The sequence below is a fragment of the Anabaena sp. FACHB-1237 genome (assembly GCF_014696225.1).
Lineage (GTDB): Bacteria > Cyanobacteriota > Cyanobacteriia > Cyanobacteriales > Nostocaceae > FACHB-1237.
In genome coordinates this window covers 125,419-141,143 of sequence record NZ_JACJPV010000001.1, presented here as the reverse complement: position 1 = coordinate 141,143, position 15,725 = coordinate 125,419, and the positions used below count along the sequence as shown (strand labels likewise).

At 34.1% G+C, this 15,725-nt stretch carries 12 protein-coding genes and 3 pseudogenes; 2 read left to right on the top strand and 13 right to left on the bottom strand.

Annotated elements, in window-relative coordinates:
• Positions 1-8: 8 nt before the first annotated feature.
• The 9 genes and pseudogenes from H6F32_RS00645 to H6F32_RS00610 form a co-directional block, all read right to left on the bottom strand.
• Entirely contained in the window at positions 9-380 is a 372-nt protein-coding gene (locus H6F32_RS00645; protein ID WP_190367404.1) for a DUF6464 family protein, read from the bottom strand.
• A gap of 77 nt (positions 381-457) precedes the next feature.
• A complete protein-coding gene (locus H6F32_RS00640; protein WP_190367403.1) occupies positions 458-664 on the bottom strand; it encodes a glycogen debranching protein in 207 nt (68 codons plus the stop codon).
• Between the two features lie 203 nt (positions 665-867).
• Positions 868-1,272: a biopolymer transporter ExbD gene (locus tag H6F32_RS00635; RefSeq protein ID WP_190367402.1), complete on the bottom strand. Its 405-nt coding sequence runs from the start codon at positions 1,270-1,272 to the stop codon at positions 868-870.
• Positions 1,256-1,915 (bottom strand): MotA/TolQ/ExbB proton channel family protein, encoded by a 660-nt coding sequence (locus H6F32_RS00630; protein WP_190367401.1) that lies wholly within the window; start codon positions 1,913-1,915, stop codon positions 1,256-1,258. The genes H6F32_RS00635 and H6F32_RS00630 overlap by 17 nt, the downstream gene beginning before the upstream one ends.
• A gap of 616 nt (positions 1,916-2,531) precedes the next feature.
• Positions 2,532-2,966: pseudogene (thyX, locus tag H6F32_RS21030) on the bottom strand (FAD-dependent thymidylate synthase); the annotation flags it as partial.
• A gap of 3 nt (positions 2,967-2,969) precedes the next feature.
• Positions 2,970-3,800 (bottom strand): annotated as a pseudogene (locus H6F32_RS00625) (FAD-dependent thymidylate synthase); the annotation flags it as partial.
• 238 nt (positions 3,801-4,038) lie between these two features.
• Positions 4,039-5,055: a TOBE-like domain-containing protein gene (locus H6F32_RS00620; RefSeq protein ID WP_190367399.1), complete on the bottom strand. Its 1,017-nt coding sequence runs from the start codon at positions 5,053-5,055 to the stop codon at positions 4,039-4,041.
• A gap of 151 nt (positions 5,056-5,206) precedes the next feature.
• Positions 5,207-7,927, bottom strand: a complete 2,721-nt coding sequence (locus tag H6F32_RS00615) for an amino acid adenylation domain-containing protein (RefSeq protein WP_190367398.1) — start codon at positions 7,925-7,927, stop codon at positions 5,207-5,209.
• A 250-nt stretch (positions 7,928-8,177) separates the two neighbouring features.
• Entirely contained in the window at positions 8,178-9,440 is a 1,263-nt protein-coding gene (locus tag H6F32_RS00610) for a tetratricopeptide repeat protein (RefSeq protein ID WP_190367397.1), read from the bottom strand.
• A gap of 476 nt (positions 9,441-9,916) precedes the next feature.
• On the opposite strand from H6F32_RS00610, the gene H6F32_RS00605 reads away from it, so the two are divergent.
• The gene (locus H6F32_RS00605) at positions 9,917-10,678 is read left to right on the top strand and encodes a thioesterase II family protein (RefSeq protein ID WP_190367396.1); all 762 of its coding nucleotides are present in this window, start codon (positions 9,917-9,919) and stop codon (positions 10,676-10,678) included.
• 194 nt (positions 10,679-10,872) lie between these two features.
• Here H6F32_RS00605 and H6F32_RS00600 read toward each other — a convergent pair whose 3' ends face one another.
• From H6F32_RS00600 to H6F32_RS21135, 3 genes are all read right to left on the bottom strand, one after another.
• A complete protein-coding gene (locus H6F32_RS00600; RefSeq protein WP_190367395.1) occupies positions 10,873-11,541 on the bottom strand; it encodes an HAD family hydrolase in 669 nt (222 codons plus the stop codon).
• A gap of 487 nt (positions 11,542-12,028) precedes the next feature.
• Positions 12,029-13,282 carry an NAD(P)/FAD-dependent oxidoreductase gene (locus H6F32_RS00595; RefSeq protein ID WP_190367394.1) on the bottom strand — a complete coding sequence of 418 codons (1,254 nt, stop codon included), beginning with the start codon at positions 13,280-13,282 and terminating at the stop codon, positions 12,029-12,031.
• A 187-nt stretch (positions 13,283-13,469) separates the two neighbouring features.
• Complete coding sequence (locus H6F32_RS21135; protein WP_395939571.1) at positions 13,470-13,610, bottom strand: hypothetical protein; 141 nt, start codon at positions 13,608-13,610, stop codon at positions 13,470-13,472.
• A 3-nt stretch (positions 13,611-13,613) separates the two neighbouring features.
• Between H6F32_RS21135 and tnpA the strand changes: the two are divergent.
• Positions 13,614-13,901 (top strand): annotated as a pseudogene (tnpA, locus tag H6F32_RS00590) (IS200/IS605 family transposase); the annotation flags it as partial.
• Between the two features lie 98 nt (positions 13,902-13,999).
• On the opposite strand, the gene H6F32_RS00585 reads toward tnpA, so the two are convergent.
• The gene (locus tag H6F32_RS00585; protein ID WP_242031005.1) at positions 14,000-15,658 is read right to left on the bottom strand and encodes a mechanosensitive ion channel family protein; all 1,659 of its coding nucleotides are present in this window, start codon (positions 15,656-15,658) and stop codon (positions 14,000-14,002) included.
• Between the last annotated feature and the right edge of the window lie 67 nt (positions 15,659-15,725).

The window sequence follows — 15,725 nt, the reverse complement described above, 5'->3', positions numbered from 1 at the left end:
TTGAGAACCTATTGACTATTATCTGATTGATAGTCTGATTGTTGTTGTTTGCTATAGTGAGGACAGTTTTCACACGGACCTAGAGGATTAACTGCACAACGAATATGGCTAGATTGGGCGTTAAATTCACAAGTAATATCGCCTATAATATAGCCTACTCCTTCTAAATAATAGCGATCGCTGGGAAAATCACCATCCTGTGGATCTGTTTGTATTTGCTCAATCATAGAGTTAAGGGCAATGCTCGGTATATATTCAGGGATGTTTTGTCTGATTCTATTTCTATGATTTCTTTTATGTCTTTGATATTTACGCATTGCCCAAAATGAACATAAAAATGCTAAGAATCCAATGACAATGATAATAAATGTTGTTAACACATTTTTGCTCAGGAAATACTATCAATTTGATTTTAGCAATCAAGTAAAATCAGTAAAGTAAAATCAATCCATCAAAATCAATTGAGTTTCAAAGCATTCACGGGTACTTCATCCCAGGAACTCACTGTTCTGATTTTAGCAATCCAACCCTCGGCTTTTTGCATGGGGGTCAGGTTTTTTCTAAATGATTCATGACATTCCTGTGCTTGAGATTCGTTGCAACAGGCAATACAAGCATAAACCATGCCTGATGGATCAATTTGTTCGTTTACCCAAATAGTCATAATTGTTTTTCATCCTATATTTTAGATAATTAAGTTGTTAAGTGTTGAGTTTTGATCTTTGTTGCAGGTAAGATGCTTACACTACTATTTTAGGATCGTAGGAGTTAAGTACTTTTTAAGGTACTACAGAAAGTTTATTTTTGACATTTTTATTTGCAAAACTCAATATTTCAGGAAGTAAAGGGAAATTTCCTGATAGCTAATTACGGTTTTTCAGTAGCGATCGCTAATTTTACACCATTAACTTGACGTAAATTATCCATAACTGTTACCACTTGTCCATGAGTAGCTTGTTTATCAGCATTAATAATCACAATTATTTCCGAATTATTACCCATTAAGTTTTTAATGTTTGTAGGTAATTTATCCAAGTTAGTTAATTGTTTATTCAAACTAATATTACCCATTTTATCTATAGTTACTGTTGCTGGAGCCGGGGAAGTTTGTGATTTAGCAGTGGCAGCCTTGGGAAGATTAACAGGTAAACTAGCAGATTTAGTTAAAAACAATGAGGACATGATGAAAAATGTTAAAATTGCAAAGATCACATCTATCATTGGCACAATATTAATTTGTGGTGGAATGTCTGGTTCATCTTGTAGGCGCATAGGATTTATCCTTATCTCCTCTTTCATAATAACGACGATATAATAATTCTAAATGTCCGCCCAATTCTTGAATACTAGCTATTTGACGTATATATAAACCGCGAAATGTATTAGCAAAAAATAGGGTAAAAATTGCCACTATTAGTCCTGAAGCTGTGGAAACTAACGCTTCACTAATACCAGATGTAACGGTGGCGGTTTTTGTACCTCCCACATCACCAATATTTAAAGATGCAAAGGCAGAAATTAAGCCTAATACTGTGCCTAAAAGTCCTAATAACGGCGCTAGTCCAATTATTGTATCAAAGATATTTTGAAACCTTTTCAACAGTGGAATCTCTGCTTGCGCTTCACTTTCTAAAGCTAATCTAAACTCTTCTGGAGTAGCTTCTTCTAATTCCAAAGCTGCTAAAAAAATTCTGGCAATTGGTAAATCAGCATTATTTTTTAATATATCTAAAGTTATGACAACATTTCCTTGACGATAAAAGTTTAATACTTGTCTAGCTGTACGATTTTGACGATTGATAATTTTTTGCCAAAATACTATCCTTTCTATAATTAGTGCTACTGCTAACACTGAGAAAAATAGTAGTGGCCACATTACTACCCCACCTGCTTGAAATATGTTACTAATGTTCATTGATGATTTTCTAAGTTTTTGCGTAAATTAGATATTAGACATCTGATGAAAATCGCTGTAAATGTTTAAAAACCTTATAGAGACATTCTATAAAATGTCTCTACATTAATTATCACCAGATATCTATTGAGTATACCATAAATCAGGATATCCAGAATTTTACGATTTAGAGGATGTTGTTGGATCATTTTTAGTGGATAGTTGCAGATTTTTATGTTACTGATTAAGAGTAAGCTAATGTGCAGCACTCACTGTATAATTAAAAAACCTGAAGTTACAGTAGCACAAGCATCTTGCTTGTATTAATTATTCAAGTTAAAGGCACAACAGCTTATGACTTTGTTTCACGCATGAGGATCGCACTGTTGCACAGAGTAATAAGCTGTTTTGATTTTAATTTGGATAATAGATGCAAGCAAGAAGCTTGCACTACAGTAATTTTACTATGATATTTATTTCGCGCATTGGCGAAGCGAAGCACTTGCATTAGACGCAAAGTTTCAAATTTTGAATTTCTCAATTTCATACCTGAGTTCAGCAATACCATTATTGCGTATGGGGTAATTCATGAATTATCCTTTAGTTTTGTTCTGTCTTGAGTAAGTCCTGTTTCACATTATGGCGCTAACCTAGCCTTTCCTAACCTGGTTTTTTCATACCATGCAGCTATAGCAGGACTCCATTTTTGAAAGTGTGGCCACATCAATTCACATAACTTCTGAATTTCTAACTGGGCGTCTTTTTTATTTCTTAAGTCGAGAAAATGTAAAAGCGATCGCAAATTAAAACTTACTACAAAATGCTGACGATAATCAAAAGGCATCTTCCCGCGAATATGCTCCTCCGACATTCCACTTTCAAAATCTGCTTTATATTGTTTAACTGCTTCCAAACACCATTGTAAATCTGCTGTTCTCTTTTCTGGTGAATAATAATACTTTTTACCTTGTCTATCTGCGTAATAACCCACAGGACGCAGATAGAAAACATCTTCTATATCTTTTTTACCTTCTGCTACTTCAATAAATTGGTTTCCCGTATACCGAAATGAATTGTGAACAACTACGCCATTAGCCACAAAATTATGCCAATTACCTTCCACTTCTAAATCATAGGTCATTTGTAGACCAAGGTATTCTACAGTTTTGACCTTGACTGGATGTGCTTGTATCTGTTTATGATGGGAATTTTGTTCAATAGGGTTTTCTGCCACTGCTAAACCATTACACATTAAATAACAAGGATTCGTTATTTTTAGGACTGTACCATCATGTTTAGTTATTAAACCAACTGCATCACCCATTGTCAACCATCCTTCTGACGTAAATAGACGGTGATTAACAGTACAATCTAAGGTTTTACCATCCTCTAAAGATACTCTGTAAACTGGTTGAATACCACTACATATTACATCTTTAATGTTACCAATTTTAAATATTCCAGTTCCTTCATCAAGAACTCGCAACGGCATTTTTCCCATATCTTGTTTTTCGTTCTTTGTCCAAATATTGTATAGTTCACCAATACTTTTTTTCAGTTTCTCATTAGTTTCCCCTTCACAGTTCACAAGAGTAATTTCAGTATCATAGGACAAACATTGTACATCAAAGCTCACTCCTACGCGATGAGTACGCGCTTGCTGCATCACACCATGAGGAAAATAACCGCAATTAAAAACTATTTGGGGATGTTCTAAAGGTCCATAATGTCCCCTTTGTCCAGCTAATAAACGTTTAACAATAATTTCTCCTGCTTCACTTTCCGATGGCCAGGAATTGCGCTCATTATAGACAAACTCATCAGTATAATCTTGGTGCATAGCCGCGTAGATTGTTTGTTGCGGATTTGGTGTTTTACTAATAACTTCCACTCTAAATTTATCCATTGTTTAAATATGTAAAAATATAATAAGGTTGTACTGTGAAATTAGATATTTACAATACAGGAAATTTACAAAATATGACTAAGTTTTTAGGATTTTTCAAGATTAATGTTTAATAATGTTTAGTAGTGTGTGTTTACTTAGCACTATTAAATATATTTTCATATATTTTGGCGTTGATTTAGTTAAGATTTTACACACACTAGTTAATGCTAATTAATGATTTTGAGAAATTATCCACCTAAATAGAATAATCCAGAGGAAATGATTTCGCATCTTTAGGTTTCACAAAAACTCTTTCTTGTGGTTCTAATTTTAATTCATCAAATTTTTCTCTAGTTAAATGGGCTGTCATGGTTTGTCCATCATCTAAAGCTAATTCTACTTGAATTTCCCACCCTAAATGAATCACTCTCCTAATTAATGCCGGTGTGGTTGTACCGTTAGCCACTCTTTCTACTAAAATGTCTTGAGGACGTAAAAATATTTCTGGGTTTGCTGAGTCAAAACCACTACTTTGGAATATTTTGGCAGAACTGGGTAATACATTAACAGGTCCAATAAAACTCATCACAAAGGCTGATGCTGGGTGATCGTAAATTTCTGCGGGTGTACCAACTTGTTCCACTTTACCTTTATTCATGACCACAATTTCATCAGCAACTTCCATTGCTTCTTCTTGATCATGGGTAACAAATACTGTGGTAACATGAACTTCATCATGGAGACGACGTAACCAAGCACGCAGATCCTTTCGCACTTTAGCATCTAACGCCCCAAAGGGTTCATCTAATAATAAGACTTTAGGTTCTACTGCTAAAGCCCTAGCTAAGGCTACTCTCTGTCTTTGTCCTCCAGAAAGTTGGGAAGGATAGCGATCGCCTAATCCAGTTAATTGTACCAGTTCTAGTAATTCCTCCACTCTACCTTTAATTTTTTTCCTTGGTAGGTTACGAATTTCTAAGCCAAAAGCTATATTTTCTCTCACGGTTAAATGTTTAAATAGGGCATAGTGTTGAAACACAAAGCCTATATTTCTATCTTGCACACTTTGATAGGTGGCATCTTTACCTGTTAAGATAATTTTACCACTATCAGGTATTTCTAAACCAGCTATTAATCTTAACAGTGTAGATTTACCCGATCCTGATGGACCTAATAAAGCTACTAAGCAACCACTTTTAACTTCTAGGTTCACGTCTTGAACTGCTTGAAAGTTACCAAACTTTTTACAAATTTTTTCAACTACTATGCCCACTGATACTATACCTCGTGTCAATAATCTTAAATAATCTACGAATTACAGGTAGGAATACCGTGATTTTATTTATATCATAGATTATCACAGATTAAGATAGAATAGACCAGAAAGTACAGGTTAATGATAGCTGATAGCTGATAACTGACTGCTACAAATAAGTTTTTAATTTGTGTGCTAATACTTTAACATAAGGTTCATTTAATAGCGAAATATGGGAACCGGGAATATATTCCACATTAACACCTCCTGTAATTATTTCACCCCAGCCAAATTGCGGATCATATTTTACACTTATTGAGTCAGTACGTTCTTCATCCTTAGTACGGAAAAGGATAGCTTGACCATGATAAGGTTGAAAAACATATTGATTCATAGCTTGTAAATTAATCATACCAAGATCGATATATTTTGTATGATTAATATTTAGGGAATGATATCCTTTTTGAAAATAATATTTAGTGTGTTCATACCAACCGGGAAGTTTTCGCCACAAATAATCGGGTTTTTGTTGTAAGATATTTTTGAGATGCAAAGGTAAACGTTGTATAAATGATAAACGTTGACTATAACCTGGACGTAGGGTATCAACTATAGCTAAAATTGCTACTTGTTGATGTTGTTGATGTAATTGTTGGGCTATTTCATAAGCAATAATACCTCCGAAAGAATAACCTGCTAAATAATAGGGACCTTGGGGTTGAATAGTTTGCATTTCTTGGAGATATTTTCTAGCCATATCTTCAATTGTAACGAGAAATGGTTGTTTTCCATCTAATCCTTGAGGTTGTAAACCATATACAGGTTGATCTAAACCTAGATGTAAGGCTAAATTACGATAACATAATACTTCTCCTCTTAAAGAATGTATTAAAAATAAAGGTGGTTTTGTTCCTTGGGGTTGTAATTTAACAATGGATGACCAATTTTTGATTTTTTGATTTGTTAAGATTTTTTGCTGGCGAATTTCTTGGGCGATCGCTGATATTGTACTATCAGGAAATAAGCTAGATAATGGTAATTTTTGCTGAAATTGCTGTTCTATAATGGCAAATAATCTCACAGCTAATAAAGAATTTCCTCCTAATTCAAAAAAGTCATCATAAAGATTAATTCCTCGCACATTTAATAACTCTTCCCAAATAGCTATTAACTGTTGTTCTACACTATGATGAACTTGAGTAAAAGTATGAAGTTCAATATTTTGATATTTCCGGTGATATTGTGGTAATGCTTTTCTATCTAGTTTACCATTAGGTGTTAATGGTAATGCCTCCAAAAATACAAATTCAGCAGGAATCATATATTCTGGTAGTTGTTGCTGTAAAAATTGCCGTAGTTCTTTAACAGTTGGGGTTAATTTTGCTTTGGGAACAATATAAGCTATTAATCGTTTATCTTGGTTTATATCTTCACTAGCTATGACTACTACTTCTTGAAGATTACCACTTTTTAATAATGCCATTTCAATTTCTGTAACTTCAATGCGGAAGCCACGAATTTTCACTTGAAAGTCTTTTCTTCCTGCATGAAACAAACAACCATCAGGTTGAATATAACCTAAATCTCCTGTGCGGTAAATTCTTTGATGATGATTTTCTGTATCTGGTAAAAATACAGTTTTTGTTAATTCTGGTTTTTGCCAATAACCTAAAGCTAAATATGGACTTTTAACTGCTATTTCCCCAATTTTACCCTGTGGAACTTCTTGGCCATTGTCATCTAATAAAATGACTTCCATATCTTGCACTGGATAACCTATAGGTACGGTACTATGAGTAATTTTCGTGTGATGATCTACTATAAAATTTCTAAAAGTTCCTGTTTCTGTTGCTCCCAAACTGGCATATAAAATACTATCTGTGGTGAAATACTTTTTGTAATTTTCCACATCTCTAATAGATGTGGCTTCTCCTCCTAATTTAACTAGGCGAATTTTGGGAAAACTTTCTGTACCAACTAGTGTATTTATAAAGTGTCTAAATAGTGTCGTAAAGGAATGGTAAATTGTAATTTCTTCATCAATTAACCAGCTAATTAAATTAGTTAATCCCTGTCTTTTTACATCAAATGAATGTAAACTTGCACCATTTAATAATGTGTAGAAAATACATAATATTCCTCCTAAAGCACTACAGGAATAGAGGAAAATTACCCGATCTTGATGACTAATTAATAAAGTATTTGTGTCATTCATAGAATAATGTAAAGAATGACGATGATTTTGTAATACTCCTTTAGGATTTCCTGTTGATCCACTGGTGTAAATAATGTAAGCTGGTGTGGATGGTTCTATGTTAATTTGGGGGTTTTGAGCGGAAATTTCTGGATCTATTGCGTCAATATTTAATAGTTGACATTGGCAATTAATTAGGGGATGAATTAATTGATTTGCTAAAGATAGATTTTGATTATTTGTGATCACTGCAACTGCTTGAGAGTCTTGAATAATATAAGTTAATCTATCTAGGGGAAATGTAGGATCTAAGGGAACAAATATTTTTCCGGTTTTCAATATTCCCAGAATGCTAGTAATATAATCAGTACCTTTTTCTAAGAGAATGACAATTACTTCTAGTTGATTTCCTCTGTGTTGCAGTATATAATTTGCTAGTTGATTAGCATTGTGATTAAGTTGTTCATAGGTTAAAGTTTGTTGATCAGCTTTAATAGCGATCGCATCAGGATATTTATTAACTTGTTGTACAAATCTTTGGGATATTGATTGTTCAATCTCTGTTTTAGAAAATGGAATAAAATTTTCAGGAGGATTAATTAAACGGTTACAAACGAATCTTTGTTTAAACTGTTGTTCCAGTTGTTTTTTAAAAGTAGTTTGGGGATGTGTTTGTCTAAAATCTATGATTGACATACATTTATACCATCTGATTTTTATTAATTATTTTGCACGGTTGTATTTAGTAGTTCCAGCAGTTTTTTACTCAAGTTTTACTAGCTAGACTACTAATCTATTGATAAAAATCTATGTTATAGTAATAAAAAACAAATGACTATAGTTAGATAGTGGCTTTCACAAAATCTTTATCAGGAGTTTAAACTTTATGAAAATAAAATCCCCAAATTTCTTAAAAAATCTTGAAAAATAGGGGATATCAGGGATTTTAACTGCGATCGCTTTCTATTTCTTCAATGACTCTTTGTAAATACCATTCTTGAGACATTCCTGGATAATTATATTCTTGTTGTTGAATTAAACGTTGTGCAATTTCCCAATGGCCTCCTACCTTACGTAATAGTCTTTGACGCAGGATTTCATATTTTTGTTGATGAATTTCTGGTGTAGATGTGTGAATTTTCTGTAAACTATTTAATACTTGTTGATAATTGTCCCAATCTTCTTTTTCTGAATAAATACTGGCGGCTTTTTGATAATCTAAGATAGCATTACTCATTTCTTCTAATAATGTGTAGGTAAGTCCACGATTGTAGTAAGCTAAAGCATAATTGGGATCTAGTTGTAATGCTTTTTCATAATCTTGCATAGCGTCTAAATATTTACCCATTTTTTGATAAGCATTACCTCTAGCGACATAAACTAGGGGATCTTCCGGTTGAATCTCTATAGTTTTATGAAAATCGTTTAATGCTCCTTGATAATCTGCAATCATAAACCTAGCTTTGCCGCGATTACGATATACTAAAGCATCGGTAAATTTCAGGTTTAAGGATTGATTAAAGTCAGCGATCGCTTCTCGGTAATTACCCATTTTACACTTGACTACTCCGCGATAACAATAGGCTTGTGCATCTTGCGGATCGGCTTTCAATATCCAATCTATGTCAGCAATAGCTTCTCTAGTTTTACCGTTTTGTGCTTTTTGTAATAGTTGGATAAAATATTCTTCAGTGGAGATAATTGGTAGGGGTATAGATGAAACTTCTGGAGATATTGTTGTTGGTGGTTGTAGTTGTTTAATATTATCTAAACATTGTTGACATTGAGCAGCATTTTTTTCTTTTAAATATAATTCTGCGGCTTTTTTAAAATTAGCGATCGCCTCTAAAATACAGCTTTGTTTCCTGTGAATTATTCCCCGTAAATTGTAAGCTGGGGCATAATTTGCATTTAAGCGAATGGCTTTATCTACATCTTCCAAAGCGCCAGGTAAATTTTTTAATGCTACCCTAGCTAAAGCACGACAATAGTAGGCTTCCATACTAGATTCATCTATTTTTAAAGCCTCTGTATAATCATAAACAGCTTGGAGAATTGCTCCAGAATCGTAATATGCTAAACCTCGGTGAATATAGGCTGAGGTAAAGTAGGGATTATTAGCAATAGCTAAGGTAAATTGTGCGATCGCGGCTGTATAATCTTGGGACTTAGCCTTTTCTAAACCAAGATTGTAAGATTCATCATTCATAACTACGTATCAAAATTCAGTAAGTAATTCTGTCTTAAGTTTTTTCTAATGTAACCTGTAATTATAACTTTGTCAAAACGTAAGTATTCAGTTAATTCTTAACTGGACGCTACGCGAACAGTAATCAGTAATCAGCCCATATAACAATAACAGGGATTGAGAAATTTTAATTTCACTTTTGCGCCAGATCCCCGACTTGTTGAAGAAGTCGGGGATCTATTGACGTACAGATGTTAATGATAAAACCCTTGTAGTCCCGGCATCTTGCTGTGCTAATAGTGTACTTCATGTAGATGGAATTTGCTGTATTTTCCACTGTCATTAAATTGATTAAAAGTTTGTTCTAATCAGTGGTAAATAGAGTCACAATTAAGATCAGAGTTAGTCAATCATGTATAATTCAGTTTTGTGATACATGACCCAGCAATTAAAGTTGCTACTTATATCACTTCGCAAGATCAATCACAAAATACATTATGAAAAGCACAACCACCTTTAACTCCTGGGTAACTTCTCCTCAACCTAATCCTGACGCAACAATGCGGTTATTTTGTTTTACCTATGCTGGTGGAAATGCAACAACTTTTAGAACATGGCATCATAACTTACCTAATAACATTGAAGTATGTCCTATAGAAATTCCCGGTAGAGGAAGACAGATCAAAGCAATTCCTCACCAAAAAATTGCCCCTTTATTAACAGAAATTACTGATCATATTATCCCTTTTTTAGATAAACCTTTTCTAATTTTTGGTTATAGTATGGGATCATTAATTAGTTTTGAATTATGTCGTCTTTTACGTTCTCAATATAATTTATCCCCCTTACATTTGTTGGTAGCTGCCCGTCGCGCACCGCAATTTCCTCCAGAAAAACCTTTGATATCTCATTTACCAAATGATCAATTTATTGTAGAATTATCTAAGTTTAATGGTACTCCCCAAGTAATATTAGATAATCCTGAATTGATGGAGATTTTCTTACCGGTCATTCGCGCTGATTTTACTCTTTTAGAATCTTATAATTATACTGAAAAAGCACCTTTTGATTTTCCTATTACTGCTTTTGGAGGATTACAAGATCCTGAAGTCAGTCATAATGCTTTACAGGCTTGGGAAGTACAAACTAATGCTAGTTTCTGTTTAAAAATGTTACCAGGTGATCATTTTTTTATTAATTCAGCAAAAAAACCGTTATTACAATATATCAGTCAAATTATTTTGGCTCTCCCAGACTAAATATGATACGGCAGTTTCCGTTATTATGAGGTACAGATGTTAATGATAAAACCCTTGTAACACAGGCATCTTGCTGTGTTCATAGTGTACCTCATGTAGATGGAATGTGCTGTAAATATGATAAATTGGTAGCAGCAATAGCAATTTAATAAAATCCTGCTTCTAAAATTATCAAAGTTAGTTAGGCCATAAGCTTAATTTTTTATATTACCTATACTGAGATGGCGATTCAGCCAAATACCTCTCATACCTACTGCTTTGGCACCTTCATAGTCATCTTTAAGACTATCTCCTATGTGCCATGCTGCTTCCGGGTAACAATTATGTTTTTCTAAAGCAATTTTAAAGATTTTTAGATCAGGTTTAGCTGCACATACCTGTGTAGAAATAGTAATAGAGTTAAAATATTCTTTTAGCCCTAAACTTTGCAATACTAGATATAAACGAGAATCGAAATTAGATAATATACCTAATTCTATCCCTAATCTACGCCAATTCACTAATGCTAAAGGTACATCTGGATAGACGTACCAAGGATCGGAAGTACTGAAATGAACATATAATTCACTAAAGAAATCTGAAAAGTTAGCAAATTGGTTAATAACTCCTGCGTCTGCAAAAGTGTTGAAAACTATCCTATACCACCAATGATATTCTTTTTCAGAGATATCTTTACTATCTGTATTAGGAAATATGGGAGGTGGTGCTGCTTGAAAACTTTTGGTAAAAATTTTATTTAATTGTTGCGGTTCAACATCAACATTAAATTGTTGGGCAATTTGACTATAAATATCACCCACGCTATTTTTTACCCCAAATAATGTACCGACGGCATCTAAAAAAATAACTTTTGGTTTTTGCATGATACTAACTTTTCCAGTTTTCTACAAACAGGGTGCATGAAACTGAAACAATAACTAAATGTCACAGGTTGGAGGTATTATAGCAGGTTACGGGTGACAGAGGTAAAAAACTGTGGTTGTATGCAAGTTTTAACCCTAGTAGCGCAAGGCGGAAGTCATGCATTCAAAAGTAATGCATTCAAAACCAAGACGGTATAGGCTTTTGGACGATTTAGAATGGTCTGTTTATTTACGCCAAGCTGTACTAGTTAATCTTTTAACAACCTTGCTATAAATATACCCTACATAATTAATAATTGGCGTTGCTGAACTCAGGTATGAAATTGAGAAATTCAAAATTTGAAACTTTGCGTCTAACTCAAGTGCTTCGCTTCGCTGATGCGCGAAATAAGTATCATACCCCAATTCAGCAACGCCTAATAATTTTTCTGTAGAAGGTGCGCCATTAGAAATATTAAAGGAGTATATTAAAAATCAAGAAAAGCCGTCAAGGACGGGGCTTGTATCCCAGATTTTTGGTCATGGTTTGAATTATAGGTTGAACTAACCAATTAAATCCTACTTTCATTTGATGATTGAAAGTTGGTAAACGGTACAAGTAGGTTAAACGACGCGCTAAATAGCCCAAAGAACCATCTAATTTAATTCCTAAACCTGTGAGGGTAGCATTATCTATTCCTAAAGCTATCATTTCTCCTAAAGGTTGATAGCAAAAGGGTAATAAAGGACGATTTGTTAAAGAAGCCCAGATATTCCATGCGGTATAATCTGCTTGTTGAAATGCTACCTGTGCTGTAGATGGAATTGGTTTTTCTTGTATATCTCGACTGTCTGCTACATCTCCTAATGCAAAGATTTCGGGATAGTTAATAACTTGTAATTTGTTGTTAGTGGTAATTTTTCCCTGGGGATTTTTTTGTAGTGGTAAATTGTGAATTACTGGGGAAACTTTTGTACCTATTGTCCAAATTACTAAGTCAACAGGTATGGTATCTATTTGATTTTTATATTCTAGGGAAATGCTGTTTTCATTTATGGCTGTAACTTGAGTTTCTAAATCTATAAATATGCCTCGTTTATCTAGGGCTTTTTTAGAAATTTCCCGGTTAAAATCTGAAGATGTACGTAATATTTGATCACCGGTTTCAATGATCCGAAAACGCCCTTTTTCTCCTAGCCTGTCTGCTAGTTTACAAGCTATTTCCACTCCACTATAACCTGCACCAACTATGGCAATTCTAATTTTTTCTAAGTTAGTTTTTTCTAATTTCCTCAGTTTTTCTTCCAAGTTATAAACATCGCTAATAGTGCGGAAGGGATAAGCATATTCTTTAGCCCCTGGTACTAATTCTAAAGGTGTTTCTCCTCCCAAGGAAAGAACTAATCTATCATAAGTGATGGAGGTAGTAGCTTGAATATTGGTGTGATTTTGGACAGTGACAGTGTGTGTATTAATATCAATGTCAGTGACAGTAGCTTGATGAAAATGGATATCTGTACCTTGGAGTATTTCTGTATAGGGTGGTGCTATTTCCCAAGTTTGCATTTCTCCAGTGAGGAGTTCATAAAGTAGAGGTAAAAAGATAAAGCGATCGCTCTGATCCAGTAAAATAATCTCAGGCTTTTTTCTATTTTCCCAAGGCAATTGATTTAAGCGCAATGCTGTGTATAGTCCTCCAAAGCCTCCGCCTAATATACATATTTTTGTATTTGTACTGGTACTTGTATTTGCTTGATTCATGGCTGCTATAATTGGCTAATTTTCTAGTTAATTCTTTAAATAACCTAACTTTATAATTGTACACTATTGACATACTCACCGACCTAAAGGCGCGGTGATTCTTGACGCTTCACTGACTGATGCTACCGAAGTAGTCTTACTCTGCCTCTGCGTCCGTTTAGAGTCGTGGCAATGCCCTATCCCGACTTTATTGATATTTTTGGTTTTCATCACGGTCCTGTTCAGTTCCATAATTTAAACACTGAATTTTCCGAATTTTTAAATCAAGTTTACCCCATTTGTATCCACATTCAGAGCCAACTTGACTTGTTGCTTCCCATCTGCTAATAACATTGAAAAATCATTTCGAGAAGTCGCTGAAAAAATGAATTTTCAAGTGCTTGAGTTTAATGGTGAAGATAATCACGTTCATGCACTTATTGAGTATCCGCCCAAGCTATCTATTTCCCAGATAGTAAATGCTTTAAAAGGCGTATCTAGTCGTAGGTATGGGCAAGCTGGCTATAAAAAACCCCATAAAGAAGCATTGTGGAGTCCTAGTTATTTTGCTATCTCTGTAGGAGGTGCGCAGCTAGAGATATTAAAGGAGTATATCAAAACTCAAGAAAAGCCGTCCTAGAAGGACGGGGCTTGTATCCCATTATTTTCGGTCAGCCGTCAGTAGTCAGTTTTTGATTTTAAGTTGATAACTGATAGCTGATAACTGATAACTCAAAATCAACCAGTATAAATGTGAGCTTGTCTGAGTCTTCTAATCATTTCTCGACGCACCTCATTTTTAACTCGTTCTCCACGTCTCCAATGTTCTAATTGAATATTATCAATATACAATCTCACAGAAAATTGCATTCCTGAACCTTGAATATCAGTGATTTGAATTTGTGGTTCTTTCCAAGCGGTTGTAGATTCCTTAAAATTACTTTCTAACCAATCTACAAATCTCACGGCATAGTCATCTAATCTAGTTTCATCAACTCCGGGATTAGAAATAGTTTGATATAACTTATTCAGTTTGATTTTCAAAAGGTCAATTTTTTGTTCCCATTCATCAGGTAAAATATGTTGATCTTCTAATACTAGATCTGGGTCTTTTAACCAAATATTATACCAATTTCTAACTAAACTAATGAGATTATGTTTCTCTGGGGATTCCTGTTCTTCTTCTAACCAAGAACGTTGGCGTTTACCTTTACGTTCTGTAAGTACAACCATACCTACTAAATTCAATATTTCCTGATAATTTTTCTGCAGAATTCTTAACTCTTGGGCATCTAAACCTCCTCTTTCTAATATCTTAATCTCCTCAATTAAATCATCAAATAGAGTTTTAAGTTTCTGGAGAACTAGATTAATGTCCTTTTCAATACTTATGCGTAAACGGCCAGCTTCTTTTTTGGAAAGTTTATCATTTTCTGCTTCTCTTAATCCATAGAAAGCATCCAAATGTTTTAATTTGTCATCAAAATTAGCTAGGGTATCTGGATGTCCCACAACTATTTCTTTCAAAATATTTGTAGCCATGATAGCATCAGCATCTATTCTCACAGAAACTTTAATAGTATAAGCATAGTGAGTTGTGGGACGACTGAGGTTAGTAATACTTTGATTTCCCAAAGCCGCATTAGGCATATAGACTTCACAATGCTGTTCAATTAAATACAGCTTTGTTACCCGAATGCCAATTTGTTTGATAATTGCTAAGGAACCATCGGAAGTAGTAATTACATCACCAAATTTGAATGGTGTATCTACTAATAATACTAAACCACTAAAAAAGTTACTTAAAATGTCTCTAACTGCTAATCCTAATACTAGCGAAATACTACCTAATGCTAGTCCTAGTCCTGTTAAATCAACTCCTAATGTGGTAAAGAATAGTGATATACCAATGATGTAAGTAATGACTGGTATGAAATTTTGCAATAGCGGAATTAAAACATCATCCCATACTGCTTCTGTTTTGCGAGCATAGGCTTTCAAATAGGTTACTGCTGCTTCTGTAAATAGTTGAGATACCCAGTAGGTAATGTCTGCTATTAAGAAAGCTGTCAGAACCTTTTGAATCAAATCAATTATTGATCCTAACCCTTGCAGATGAAATAAGGAAATTTTAAAACTTACTAGAATCAAGAATATTGTCACTGGAGTTTGGGAAATTCCCAAAATCAGAAGTAATGTATCTTTTTCCCAGCGTCTTACTAAGGGTCTTAAAATGTAAAATAACCCGAAGAATATACCAAAGGAAATTGCCGCACAGATGCCTAATGTGGATAGAAAACTAGTGATCTGTTGCACATTAGGCATAATAAATGGTGCTACTGGAACTGCATTTGCGGCTGGTGTTGGTGTAGCCGCTTGACCTAAAATATATATCATTGATGTTGTCCTCTGATCTTTGAGTTATCACGGATTTGTAGAAGAACTCATCTTGTGAGTTTAATAT

Coding starts and splice junctions, on each gene's coding strand:
- H6F32_RS00640 (WP_190367403.1), bottom strand. CDS start 664: ATGACTATTTGGGTAAACGAACAAATTGATCCATCAGGCATGGTTTAT.
- H6F32_RS00635 (WP_190367402.1), bottom strand. CDS start 1,272: ATGCGCCTACAAGATGAACCAGACATTCCACCACAAATTAATATTGTG.
- H6F32_RS00630 (WP_190367401.1), bottom strand. CDS start 1,915: ATGAACATTAGTAACATATTTCAAGCAGGTGGGGTAGTAATGTGGCCA.
- H6F32_RS00615 (WP_190367398.1), bottom strand. CDS start 7,927: ATGTCAATCATAGATTTTAGACAAACACATCCCCAAACTACTTTTAAA.
- H6F32_RS00610 (WP_190367397.1), bottom strand. CDS start 9,440: ATGAATGATGAATCTTACAATCTTGGTTTAGAAAAGGCTAAGTCCCAA.
- H6F32_RS00605 (WP_190367396.1), top strand. CDS start 9,917: ATGAAAAGCACAACCACCTTTAACTCCTGGGTAACTTCTCCTCAACCT.
- H6F32_RS00600 (WP_190367395.1), bottom strand. CDS start 11,541: ATGCAAAAACCAAAAGTTATTTTTTTAGATGCCGTCGGTACATTATTT.
- H6F32_RS00595 (WP_190367394.1), bottom strand. CDS start 13,282: ATGAATCAAGCAAATACAAGTACCAGTACAAATACAAAAATATGTATA.
- H6F32_RS00585 (WP_242031005.1), bottom strand. CDS start 15,658: ATGATATATATTTTAGGTCAAGCGGCTACACCAACACCAGCCGCAAAT.